The organism is Okeania sp. SIO2F4 (genome assembly GCF_010672385.1).
Classification (GTDB): Bacteria; Cyanobacteriota; Cyanobacteriia; order Cyanobacteriales; family Microcoleaceae; genus Trichodesmium.
The window spans coordinates 1-11,413 of record NZ_JAAHGT010000237.1 but is presented as its reverse complement, the minus strand read 5'-3'; the positions used below and the strand labels follow the sequence as shown (position 1 = coordinate 11,413).

16 protein-coding genes are annotated in these 11,413 nt (G+C 35.8%); 11 read left to right on the top strand and 5 right to left on the bottom strand.

What is annotated here, in order from left to right:
• The 8 genes from F6K22_RS16465 to F6K22_RS16430 all read left to right on the top strand — a co-directional run.
• Positions 1-420 (top strand): tetratricopeptide repeat protein (locus tag F6K22_RS16465; RefSeq protein ID WP_293099814.1); only part of this gene is annotated, 420 nt, incomplete at its 5' end.
• A 119-nt stretch (positions 421-539) separates the two neighbouring features.
• Entirely contained in the window at positions 540-707 is a 168-nt protein-coding gene (locus F6K22_RS16460; RefSeq protein ID WP_293099812.1) for a hypothetical protein, read from the top strand.
• Positions 708-770: 63 nt separating this feature from the next.
• Complete coding sequence (locus F6K22_RS16455) at positions 771-2,291, top strand: site-2 protease family protein (protein WP_293099809.1); 1,521 nt, start codon at positions 771-773, stop codon at positions 2,289-2,291.
• A 522-nt stretch (positions 2,292-2,813) separates the two neighbouring features.
• Positions 2,814-3,200 carry a nuclear transport factor 2 family protein gene (locus tag F6K22_RS16450; protein WP_293099806.1) on the top strand — a complete coding sequence of 129 codons (387 nt, stop codon included), beginning with the start codon at positions 2,814-2,816 and terminating at the stop codon, positions 3,198-3,200.
• A 384-nt stretch (positions 3,201-3,584) separates the two neighbouring features.
• Positions 3,585-4,139, top strand: coding sequence for a Uma2 family endonuclease (locus F6K22_RS16445; protein ID WP_293099803.1), 555 nt, complete (start codon positions 3,585-3,587; stop codon positions 4,137-4,139).
• Between the two features lie 265 nt (positions 4,140-4,404).
• The gene (locus F6K22_RS16440; RefSeq protein ID WP_293099800.1) at positions 4,405-4,548 is read left to right on the top strand and encodes a hypothetical protein; all 144 of its coding nucleotides are present in this window, start codon (positions 4,405-4,407) and stop codon (positions 4,546-4,548) included.
• A 14-nt stretch (positions 4,549-4,562) separates the two neighbouring features.
• Positions 4,563-4,889: a PIN domain-containing protein gene (locus F6K22_RS16435; RefSeq protein ID WP_293099798.1), complete on the top strand. Its 327-nt coding sequence runs from the start codon at positions 4,563-4,565 to the stop codon at positions 4,887-4,889.
• Between the two features lie 3 nt (positions 4,890-4,892).
• The gene (locus tag F6K22_RS16430; RefSeq protein ID WP_293099795.1) at positions 4,893-5,039 is read left to right on the top strand and encodes a hypothetical protein; all 147 of its coding nucleotides are present in this window, start codon (positions 4,893-4,895) and stop codon (positions 5,037-5,039) included.
• A 72-nt stretch (positions 5,040-5,111) separates the two neighbouring features.
• On the opposite strand, the gene F6K22_RS16425 is transcribed toward F6K22_RS16430, so the two are convergent.
• The 3 genes from F6K22_RS16425 to F6K22_RS16415 form a co-directional block, all read right to left on the bottom strand.
• Complete coding sequence (locus F6K22_RS16425; protein ID WP_293099792.1) at positions 5,112-6,314, bottom strand: NAD(P)/FAD-dependent oxidoreductase; 1,203 nt, start codon at positions 6,312-6,314, stop codon at positions 5,112-5,114.
• Positions 6,315-6,925: 611 nt separating this feature from the next.
• Complete coding sequence (locus F6K22_RS16420) at positions 6,926-7,084, bottom strand: DNA methyltransferase (protein WP_293099819.1); 159 nt, start codon at positions 7,082-7,084, stop codon at positions 6,926-6,928.
• Positions 7,081-7,251, bottom strand: coding sequence for a hypothetical protein (locus tag F6K22_RS16415; protein ID WP_293099789.1), 171 nt, complete (start codon positions 7,249-7,251; stop codon positions 7,081-7,083). Before F6K22_RS16415 ends, F6K22_RS16420 begins: the two co-directional genes overlap by 4 nt.
• Positions 7,252-7,318: 67 nt before the next feature.
• Between F6K22_RS16415 and F6K22_RS16410 the strand changes: the two genes are divergently transcribed.
• Positions 7,319-8,527: an RNA-guided endonuclease InsQ/TnpB family protein gene (locus tag F6K22_RS16410; RefSeq protein ID WP_293099786.1), complete on the top strand. Its 1,209-nt coding sequence runs from the start codon at positions 7,319-7,321 to the stop codon at positions 8,525-8,527.
• A gap of 396 nt (positions 8,528-8,923) precedes the next feature.
• Here F6K22_RS16410 and F6K22_RS16405 read toward each other — a convergent pair whose 3' ends face one another.
• Positions 8,924-9,709: an amino acid ABC transporter ATP-binding protein gene (locus F6K22_RS16405; RefSeq protein WP_375340164.1), complete on the bottom strand. Its 786-nt coding sequence runs from the start codon at positions 9,707-9,709 to the stop codon at positions 8,924-8,926.
• Positions 9,710-9,950: 241 nt separating this feature from the next.
• A complete protein-coding gene (locus F6K22_RS16400) occupies positions 9,951-10,097 on the bottom strand; it encodes a hypothetical protein (protein WP_293099783.1) in 147 nt (48 codons plus the stop codon).
• Positions 10,098-10,427: 330 nt separating this feature from the next.
• On the opposite strand from F6K22_RS16400, the gene F6K22_RS16395 reads away from it, so the two are divergent.
• Positions 10,428-10,637, top strand: a complete 210-nt coding sequence (locus F6K22_RS16395; protein ID WP_293099780.1) for a hypothetical protein — start codon at positions 10,428-10,430, stop codon at positions 10,635-10,637.
• A 532-nt stretch (positions 10,638-11,169) separates the two neighbouring features.
• The coding region (locus F6K22_RS16390) for a hypothetical protein (protein WP_293099778.1) at positions 11,170-11,413 on the top strand (244 nt) is incomplete at its 3' end.

The window sequence follows — 11,413 nt, the reverse complement described above, 5'->3', positions numbered from 1 at the left end:
TTAGAAACAGAAGTCTCGATAACAACAGAAAATGAGCAGCCAGAATTTAAGGATTTTTATCAACGGGGATTGACTAAATATGAACAACAAAATTATCAATCAGCCTTAGCAGAATTCGATCTGGCAATAGAGAGAGACCCTGGTCATGCAGATGCTTATATTTATAGAGGTGATGTTAAAGACAAATTAGAAGACTATCAAGGAGCAATTGCTGATTATAATGAGGCGATTAAAATAAATTCGACCTATCCAAAAGCTTATTATAGACGAGGAAATGTACTGCGAAAAGTGGGAGATAATTGGGGAGCGATCGCCGATTATAATCAAGCAATTAGACTAAATCCAAATTATACATCTGTCAAGCATCGGAGTCATATTCATCTTGATGTAGAAGGTACAGAAAAATTACTACAGGATTAAGTCAATGTAATCATTTTTATAGAAAGATAAAATGATGATTCAATTAATTACTATTGGCAACATATGAACGGAAAAATTGATCGGCTAAAAAAAATATTTAGATAAAAAATTGGAAAAATATGTATCAAGTAGAACAGGAATTATTATCTACTATTTCAACAAAAATAAGACCTCTCCAGAAAATAGGCAACAGTGAACAGGGAGAAGTAATTGATAATTTCTATAGTAATGCTTTACTTATTGATTTTGTCAAGTTTTATCTTAAGAAAGATGTTGATAAAGCATAGCTATTACAGGAGGTACTGATAATTGTTAACTGATAACTGATAACTGATAACTGACAACTGATTATGTATACCACATCCGAAAATACAACCACAGTAATAGTAGCTTTGATTGCTCTTGGAATTCTGGGCTGGGGATATTATAGAGCTAGACCTTATGGTAAAACAGGCATTTTAGCCTGGTTACAATCAGTAGTATTAATGGCACCTTGGCTACTATTTTTTGCTCTATTTGCTGCAGGAATTTATCTCAACTTAGTATTAATTCTATTTCTGCTAATAGCTTGTACAGGATTGTACATTTATTTGGGAAGGCAACTACGAATAATAGCAGCTCAAGAAGCAGAAAATAAACCAGAGATTCAATCCATTAGTAACCCCTCAAAACCTGATTCCAGTGAAGAGAAAACTCAACTACCAAATATAGAGAAAATAGAAAACGAGGAAGAGAAAAAAGAAGAAACTCTAGAATTTATTCCTATTCCAACTGAAGACTTGCAAAAAGTCAAAGACATTTTTGGTATCGATACATTTTTTGCAACTGAAACTATCCCTTATCAAGAGGGAGCTATTTTCAAAGGAAATTTACGGGGAGATACAAAACAAGTTCATACTAAATTATCAGCAAAATTGGCAGAAAAACTGGGCGATCGCTACCGACTATTTTTATTGGAAAGTCCAGAAGGCAAACCAGTAGTTATCATTTTACCAAGCAAAAATGACCCATTACCTGCCACTACATCCCAAAAAATTCTGGCAGTTATTCTATTACTTGCGACTATTGCCACCAGTTTTGAAGCGGGTGGGTTGTTGTTAGGGTTCGACTTTTTCAACCAACCCATGAGATATCAAGAAGCATTACCTGTTGTCATTGGTCTGTGGATAGTTTTGGGCGGTCACGAAATAGCTCACCAAGTCTTGGCAAAACGTCACAATGTTCGCTTTAGTTGGCCGTTCTTTCTCCCCGCTTGGCAAATTGGTAGTTTTGGTTCTGTTAATCGTTTCGAGTCCACGATCCCTAACCGAAAAGTGTTGTTTGATGTCGCTTTTGCTGGACCTGCTGCAGGAGGAATAATTTCTTTGGCAATGTTATTAGGAGGTTTGTTACTTTCCCACGAAGGTAGTCTGTTTCAAATGCCATCCGAATTTTTCAGAGCTTCTGTTTTGGTGGGAAGTTTGGCGCGAGCGATTTTAGGTCCGGCAGTAAATCAAAATATAGTAGATGTTCACCCACTGGCAATTATGGGTTGGTTGGGTTTAGTTATTACAGCAATTAATCTGATGCCAGCGGGTCAGTTGGATGGTGGTAGAATTGTTCAAGCAATTTATGGTCGCAAAGTTGCAGGTAAAGCAACATTTTTCACTTTTATAGTCTTGGCGATCGCTTCTTTGGTTAATCCTTTGGCGTTGTATTGGGCGATTATTATTTTGGTATTACAGCGAAATTTAGAGCGCCCTTGTTTAAATGAATTAACTGAACCGGATGATGCGCGAGCTGCTTTGTGTTTGTTAGCTTTATTTTTGGCGATCGCTACTTTGTTCCCTCTAACTCCAGCTTTAGCTGGTAGGTTGGGTATTGGTGGTTAAGTCTTTACTGAATTAGAGTATGATTTTTCTGTAGGAAGACCGTTAAAAATTGAGGCGTTGCTGAATAAAATTATGATTTTACCGAAAAATTAAGGTATAAAGCGTCTCCATTCATGAAAAAGCGGTCGGAAAGCGGAGCATTCCCTAAGGATGGGAAGCATCAGAAACCTAGCCAGATCCAATCTCCCCTTGAGAAGAAAAAAAATTCCTTGAGCGCCAATCCTATCTGTTATAAGAAGAGGTAATTATTAATTATTAATTGTTAATTATTAATTATTGAAAGGAATCAGGAGTTAGAAAGGAACTTTTTCCGCGCCAGTTAGAGGGGAAATAGGTCTGCTTTACACATTATAAATTTAGGAATTTCATACCGTCTTTCAGCAACGCCAAAATTGAAAAATTAAGAATGGTTCAATCTCCAGAATGCCATTATCATCAAATTCATAAAAACGGAATCAAACAAGATAGCTAGTAGTTTGTTGGAGAAAAAACCTGAATGAAGTCATAATGGGAAGATAAATTATGAATAACATTGATGTCATTAAGCGCCTTTATCAAGCATTTTCCGAAGGTGATATTGATTCAGTATCTGCATTGCTAGATCCCTCTATAGAGTGGATTGAATCAGATGGAATTCCTTATGGTGGTGTTTTTAAAGGATATGAAGCAGTTTTAAATGGAGTCTTTGCCAAAATTGGAGCAGAGTGGGATAACTTTACAGCTCATGTAGATGAGTTTATTGATGCAGGTGATATTGTAGTCACCCTTGGAACTGACAGTGCTATCTATAAAGCAACTGGTAAGAAAATGATAGCACCGACTGCTTCCATCTGGACATTGAAAAATGGCAAAGTAGTAAAGTTTAGACAATATATTGATACTTTGGCAGTCGTCAATGCGATCGGGTAATCATAGAACCCATTTGATATTTTTGCAAAGGTATGTACTTTTGGGATAGGAGTCAGGAGTCATATCAAATCCGGTAGCATTAGTGTAATTAGATGAAGAGTGTGGGGAGCATGGGAAGGGTGGGGAGATGGAGAGATGGGGATATCTAGAAAGATTTGGCAATGGTTAAAGATGAAACATTTTTTTTATACCCAATTAAGCGGATTTGATATCAGGAGGGAAAAGGAGGAAGTTTTTTTCTCACTAATTATCTGGAGATGATATTATTACTATTTTTATCCCTCCTATACTCCCCCAGCTCCCCCGCTCTCCCACCCAATCAGATGTAGCAAAATTTTTGATATTTGGTATAAGTCTTGATTTAGTTAAATAATAAGAATAACTATGATTTCACAGACACAACTAAATTTAGAACAGTTTTTAGCTCTTCCAGAAGGGGATATTACTTATGAATTAATTGACGGAAAAGTACAACCTAAAATGTCTCCCAAAAGATTTCATTCTCGTTTAACAGGTACTCTTTATCTACTTCTTAGTAACTGGAGTAAATCAAAAGGTGAAGTAGGAATAGAATGGGGAGTTACTCTCTCAAAAAATGGAAAAGATTGGGTTCCCGTACCCGATTTGTTATATATTTCTTATGAGAAATTACCCCTAGAAAGATTTGAAGATGAACTGTGTCCGTTTCCTCCTGAATTAGCTATTGAAATTATTTCTCCCGGTCAATCTTTTGGGGATTTAAGTGAAAAAGCTACAGATTATTTGAATGCAGGAGTTTTTAGGGTTTGGATTGTTGATTCAAAAGCAAAAAGCATTACTATTTTTTATCCTGATGCTCCACCACAAACTAAACGAGGAAAAGAGAATTTAGCAGATGAAATTTTGCCAGAATTAGAAATAACTGTTGAACAGGTTTTTCAGCAAGCAGGGTTAGTTTGAAGTCAGAAGTTTGAAGTCAGAAGTCAGAAGTTATAATTAATACCAAATCCGGTTATTAAAAGTACCTTTTATGTTCAAAAATGATTCACCCAGTGCGAGCTAGAAGCTCGCGAATATTTTTCCAAATTTTTCCTATTTCCTATTCCCTACTCCCTACTCCCTAAAAAAAATAACACTTACTGTTGATTTAAAAAATATAGCTGCTGCTTTACCAATTTTTGTTGAACCCGAACAAAAGGAAAAATTTTTATTTGTCTTAGGTGCTTTGATAACCAGATTAATTAGTTTGAGAAAAGGTGCTGAAATTATGGAAATTGATGCTGAGGAATTGTTGCAAATCTTAGATTTATTAGGCATTAAATTTTCCTATCTTTCTTCAGAGGATATAGAGCAAGAACAAAGGTGGTAAAAATCTTGAAAATTATGATTAATTCATCTCCTATCATCTTTTTAGTGAGGTTGCAAGTTTTAGAATTATTTATTAACAACAATGATGAATTTTACACAACACCCTCTGTAGTTACTGAAATTAATGCTAAAAGTGATGAAATTAGTCGTGCATTAACTCCTATATTATCAACAGAAAAATTAATCGTACAAAACACTAATTTAACTTCTTTATTTAATCGGTTAAATACAAGTTTGGGGCGGGGTGAATCAGAAACTATTGCTTTGGCTATAGGACTACAAGCTGACTTTGTAATTTTAGATGATTTAGCTGCTAGAAAAATGGCTACTAATTTAGGATAAAATGTGAAAGGAACTTTAGCTATTTTGAAAAAGTTAGCTATGGAGGGAAAAATAGAGATAGGTAATAAAGATGAATTTTATCAAAATTTAGTCAAAATCAAATTTAGAATTTCCCGCTCTATTTTTGATGTTGTATTTAGTGATATTTAGGATATAAATTGAACTGAAAAAATACTATTTAGACAGGGTAAAAATTCGGGAGCAAGATGCTCCCACCCTCAATCAGATTTCAAAACCTCTAGCTTCTTCAACTTGAAGAGTATCCGGCGTTAAATGTCGCCATCTAAACCTTTGAGAAAATTCATGTGACTTCCCTTCCACTACATCCGCTGCAATTTCTCCTAATAAAGGTGCCATTTTAAATGCATGACCGCTGCCACCACTACTAACAGAAAGACCTTTAATTTCTGGATGGTTATCTATCCAGAAATGTCCGTCAAGGGTATCAGTATATAAACATCTGCGAGTATACACCAAAGATGCATCTGCCAATTGGGGGAAAGTCATCTTCAAAAAAGACCGCATATTTTCCACTTCATTATCCTGAATTCGGCGATCGCTATTTTCCGGATGAAGAGGTACGCCAATAGAATGTTTAGCTATCTTGACAACACCATATTTAGGTAAAAAGGGAAAACCATACCACCCCGAATTAGAAATATCGGCAGCAAAAACACTCAAATAAGGTGATGAAAAATATTTGGAATTTTTAGGTCTTAACCAAAACACGGGATGACCAGTTACTTTCATGTAAGGTTGTAGCTCTGGCAAAAGATAGGGAGTATTAGCACCTGCTGCTACCAGCGCATGACCACATTGAAAGGTATTTCCCTCTCTAGTTTTGACTCCTTGTAGCTTTCCATTTTCCACAATAAAAGTTTCTGCGGTTTGTCTTTGATAAATCTCTACACCTAAAGAACTAGCATACTCAGTCAATTTTTCCACTACCAAGGAAGATTCTACATAACCTGCTTTGGGATTGAAATTAGCATCTATATAAACCGAGGTATTCACCACGGGAAAACGTTCTTGAATACTTTCAGCATTCATTCTATCTGGCGAATAACCACTTTCGACAAGATTTTGATAACTTGATTTTTCAAAGCTGTGGCGATCGCTTTCTATTTTATCTTTGCACAGCATTAAAAAACCTACCTCGTGGTACAACTCTTCCCCGAAAAGTTCATTCCATTCTTTCCATCGGTCAATACATATTTCTGCCATGCGGAAATATTCTTTATCGCTACCATATTCCATACGCACAACTTTAGTAATATCAGTAGAAGCTGCCAGATGATGGGGAATGGTGTCTGGGTTAATAATCGCCACTTTATATTTTCTTTTTGCTAATTCTACGGCAGCAGTGATACCAAAAATGCCGCTACCTACAATTAGAAAATCATACTTTGTGTTGGGATTTTTCATTGGTTTCTATTGATTTTGTTGGAAATATCAACTGTGTAATTTTCCTCTACTTTAGGATTAAATCAAATTAACTGAAAAATTCCTCCCTCTACTCGATCATTTTTTATGTCAACTTTTGATAATTATTCTACTTCATAGTTAAATTCTACCTGACTCTGCTTAATTACCGAATAATTATTAATTATTCGGTAATTAATTAAATAATTCAGGTTTAAAGCCTCCTCTTTCAAGAGGAAAAAAAGAAATAATATTTCCTTATATTCAATTCCCGAACGGTTTTAATCTTCTTGTAATTATCAATTATCCATTATCAATTATCAATTAATGAACTCCTCTAATATATGATCTAAAGATCCTATTTCTACACCATGGTAAAAACGTTCTATGATAGTTGGCAAATTAATTATTTCTTCTATACAATTCATGTACTTCTCAACTACTATATTCACAGAGTATTGTTTTTGTGCGTTTTTTCTAATTTTTTCCAGTAATTTATCTGTACTTTCAGTAGATTTGATGAAATATAGGATATTTTTCTATTTTATCAATATCTAAGAAAAACTTTTTAAAATCCATTGTTTCTGTAACCTGAAAAAATCTACCTAATGGTTTCATTTAGATTTCCTGCCTAATCTTTGAGCAACCACAGATGTAGTAAATGTTCCAGCAAATAAATCTAGAATTAAATCTCCAGGATTACTACTTGCTTTAACTTTCTCTAGCAGAAGTCCCCCACCATAGTTAACTTGGTGTCGGGATTCAGGCGTTATTTTTGAATCATTTTATCTACTTCTAAGCGCTTATCTTCAACATCATTAGGTAAATTATCTATGAAATCACTGATTACTTGCGTCATTGTTTTTTGTTTTTTGACTGCATATAACCTCAACTTATCTAATCTTTCTTTAGTTATTCGACAATGTAATGATTCTTTCATAATTATATGTTGCAATTGTGTATACAAACTATTATAATATCAGGTATGGTCGAAAGGGAAAAGAAAGATGAGAATGGCTTACCAATATAAACTACGTCCGACAAAAGAACAAGTAGAAAAAATAGATAGAACTTTAGATATGTTGCGATGTCAATATAACTATATGTTGGCAGAAAGGTTTAATTGGTGGGAGCAGAATCGTTGCCCGATTAATGCTTGTCCTTTGATATGTCATCTTCCCGAATTAAAAGACCGACCAACAAGATTTAGTCAGCAAGCATCATTAACTCAATTAAAGATAGATAGACCTTGGTACAAAGAAATACATTCTCAAGTATTGCAAGAAGTACCAAAAAGAGTTGAATTAGCTTTTGATAGATGGTTAAAAGGTGATGTTAATGGTAAGCGTTTAGGCAAGCCCAGATTCAAAGGTAAAGGTCAGTACAAAACATTTACTTATCCTCAGTTTAAACAACATCATTTTGTTAATAACAAGGTCAAACTATCTAAAATAGGAGATGTAAAAGTAATTGTACATAGACCTATTCCAGACGGCTTTATTATTAAAACAGTATTAGTTACTAGAAAATATAATGGCTACTTTGTTACTTTTAGTTTAGAAGATAAGTCTGTACCCGAAATTAAACCAGATATTAAACGAGGTAAAATAGTAGGCATAGATGTGGGTCTAATAGACTTCTTTGTGACTTCTGATAATGAGTCTGTACCTGCTCCTAAATATTTGAGAAAGTCAGAAAGGAAACTCAAGTCAGCTCAAAGGAAAGTATCTAGAAGAAAAAAAGGATCTAAGCGTAGGCAAAAAGCTATTAAAAAATTAGCCAATAAACATAGAAAAGTAGCTGATACTAGGAAATATTTTCACTTTAAAACTGCTAATAACTTACTATCTAAATATGACATAGTAGCAGTAGAAAAGTTGAATATTAAAGGTATGGCTAAATCTAGATTAGCTAAATCCGTACACGATGCAGCTTGGGGTCAATTCAATACTATATTAACTAACAAAGCTGAAAAAGCTGGTCAGTTAATAGTTGAAGTAAAACCTCATAGAACATCTGTTGAATGTAGTAGATGTGGTTATAAAGTTAAGAAAACTTTGGCTCAAAGACAGCATGATTGTCCTAACTGTAATCTATCAATTGGTAGAGACTTAAATGCTGCAATTAATATTAAAAATAGAGCTAAAGTATTGATTAAAGACTTACTGCCACCAATCAAGTTTGAAGCTTATAAAGGTACTCAATTGAGCCTCTGAATGAAATCAATTGGAAAGGAAGGGCATTCCTTGCTAGCTCAATCAATGTCTACATAGTAGAGTCGTTGAGAAGCCCGCTTTGTAGCTTGTCTCAAAGTCGGGAGTATGTCACAAATATCAGAATTTTTGATTCTACGCAACCTCTATATAAGCTGAATAAAATGAATTAAATTAATCAAACCTATTCCTCGTATACTTTACCAAGTGGGATAGAAAAATATTTTCTCAACACCAGATTTTGGAAATTTACAATACCTGCGACAAAAACTTGCCGGTACGCTCTTCTTTCGGGTTTTGGAAAAATTCCTCTATCAGTTATTAGTTCAGTTAAGGTTTCAAACCTCTAAAATTATGCAACCTTTTGAATTTTGAATTTTGAATTTTGAATTTTCACTCCTACAATATCTGCGACAAAAACTTGCGCGTACGCTCCTCTTTCGGGTTTTGGAAAAATTCCTCTGGGGTCGCCTCCTCTACCAACAACCCATCCGCCATCAACACAATTCTATCTGCCACCTCCCGTGCAAACCCTACCTCGTGAGTCACCACCACCATCGTTATTCCCGAATCTTCTGCCAAACCCCGCATAACATCCAAAACTTCCCGCACCATCTCGGGATCTAATGCTGAAGTCGGTTCATCAAACAACATAATTTTCGGCTGCATCGCTAAAGCACGAGCGATCGCTACCCTTTGTTGCTGACCCCCCGAAAGTTGACCAGGGAATTTTTTCGCCTGTTCCAAAATACCCACCCTTTCCAAAAGTTGCATTGCCACTTCTTCCGCCTTAACTTTTGGCCATCGACGCACCCAGATCGGAGCTAAAGTCACATTTTGCAAAACTGTTAAGTGAGGGAATAAATTAAACTGCTGAAATACCATCCCCACTTCCCGTCGAATAGCCTCAATATTTTTCAAATCGTGGGATAAGTTAATACCATCAACAATAATGCTACCTTTTTGAAATTCCTCTAAAGCATTAAAGGTACGGATAAAAGTTGATTTACCAGAGCCACTTGGCCCCATAATTACTACTACTTCCCCACGTTTTACTGTCAGACTGACTCCACGGAGAACATGAAAATTATTGCTGTACCATTTCTGGACATCTGTAGCAATAATTCCTATATTGGCATCTATTAGTGCTTCAGTTTTGTTTATTTCTGCTTGTGTCATTTTCATCTTTAGGAAATAGGAAATAGGGAATAGAGATTAGTATTAAACTCTATCCCAGCATTCTTAAAAGTGCTGTTAATGTAAATATTTTAGGTAGGACTTACAGAGCTACAACGTATTGGTTGTGTGTCAGCAAAGTGTGGGATTCGTCAAGTATGGCTGGCCGATATAATCTAAAAACACTGATATATAAAGGTTGAGCACCCACATGGGAGCCACAAAAGTGCAAATTTTTCAGCCTTTAAGACTAAAAAGTTAGGATAAAAGGCAGACTTGCACAAAAAGATACAGGTAAAATTATTCCTCCTACTTTTTGATGTTTCTCCACACGGACCACACGGACCACACTTCCTTGATGCACTACCAACGTATTTTCGTCCGATACGACCGACAAGGTTTGCGGAGCAGTCCGTCAGGATAGTAATCTCAAACCCTAGTTTTTCGTACCTCATGCGCAAGTCCTGTTAGGTTAACTAATTCTAGCAAGATGTAGGAAATTTCAAAGAATACAATTTTTCTAAACGTGAAATAAAATTGACCTTACCTCTAACTTTTAGTGCTTGAGAAAATGAAACTACTATTTCTCCATACGCAATAGTCGGAAAATTTCTCACCCAGACTCCGAGTCTGAGTGCTTCATAAAATGAATATGACTATTTCTTTCTCCATACGCAATAGTTGGAAAAATTTCTCACCCAGACTCCGAGTCTGAGTGCTTCATAAAATGAATATGACTATTTCTTTCTCCATACGCAATAGTCGGAAAATTTCTCACCCAGACTCCGAGCCGGAGGTGCTTGATAAAATGAATATAACTATTTCCCCATACGCAATAGTCGGAAAAATTTCTCACCCAGACTCCGAGTCTGAGGTGCGTCATAAAATGAATATAACTATTTCTCCATACGCAATAGTTTTTCTCCATAGGCAATAGTCGGAAAATTTCTCACCCAGACTCCGAGTCGGAGTGCCTCATAAAATGAATATGACTATTTCTTTCTCCATACGCAATAGTCGGAAAAATTTCTCACCCAGACTCCGAGCCGGAGTGCTTCATAAAATGAATATAACTATTTCCCCATACGCAATAGTCGGAAAATTTCTCACCCAGACTCCGAGTCCTAGGTGCTTCATAAAATGAATATAACTATTTCCCCATAGGCAATAGTCGGAAAATTTCTCACCCATACTCCGAGTCGTTGGATGCTTCATAAAATGAATATAACTATTTCTCCATACGCAATAGTTTTTCTCCATACGCAATAGTCGGAAAAATTTCTCACCACACTCCGAGTCCGAGGTGCTTCATAAAATGAATATAACTATTTCCCCATACGCAATAGTCGGAAAAATTTCTCACCACACTCCGAGTCCGAGGTGCTTCATAAAATGAATATAACTATTTCCCCATACGCAATAGTCGGAAAAATTTCTCACCCAGACTCCGAGCCGGAGTGCTTCATAAAATGAATATAACTATTTCCCCATACGCAATAGTCGGAAAATTTCTCAACCACACTCGGAGTCTCTGGGTACTTCATAAAATGAATATAACTATTTCTCCATACGCAATAGTCGGAAAAATTTCTCACCCAGACTCCGAGTCCGAGGTGCTTCATAAAATGAATATGACTATTTCCCCATACGCAATAGTCGGAAAAATTTCTCACCCAGACTCCGAGTCCGAGGTGCTTCATAAAATGAATATAA

Coding starts and splice junctions, on each gene's coding strand:
- F6K22_RS16460 (WP_293099812.1), top strand. CDS start 540: ATGTATCAAGTAGAACAGGAATTATTATCTACTATTTCAACAAAAATA.
- F6K22_RS16455 (WP_293099809.1), top strand. CDS start 771: ATGTATACCACATCCGAAAATACAACCACAGTAATAGTAGCTTTGATT.
- F6K22_RS16450 (WP_293099806.1), top strand. CDS start 2,814: ATGAATAACATTGATGTCATTAAGCGCCTTTATCAAGCATTTTCCGAA.
- F6K22_RS16445 (WP_293099803.1), top strand. CDS start 3,585: ATGATTTCACAGACACAACTAAATTTAGAACAGTTTTTAGCTCTTCCA.
- F6K22_RS16435 (WP_293099798.1), top strand. CDS start 4,563: ATGATTAATTCATCTCCTATCATCTTTTTAGTGAGGTTGCAAGTTTTA.
- F6K22_RS16425 (WP_293099792.1), bottom strand. CDS start 6,314: ATGAAAAATCCCAACACAAAGTATGATTTTCTAATTGTAGGTAGCGGC.
- F6K22_RS16415 (WP_293099789.1), bottom strand. CDS start 7,251: ATGAAAGAATCATTACATTGTCGAATAACTAAAGAAAGATTAGATAAG.
- F6K22_RS16410 (WP_293099786.1), top strand. CDS start 7,319: ATGAGAATGGCTTACCAATATAAACTACGTCCGACAAAAGAACAAGTA.
- F6K22_RS16405 (WP_375340164.1), bottom strand. CDS start 9,709: ATGAAAATGACACAAGCAGAAATAAACAAAACTGAAGCACTAATAGAT.
- F6K22_RS16395 (WP_293099780.1), top strand. CDS start 10,428: ATGAATATGACTATTTCTTTCTCCATACGCAATAGTCGGAAAATTTCT.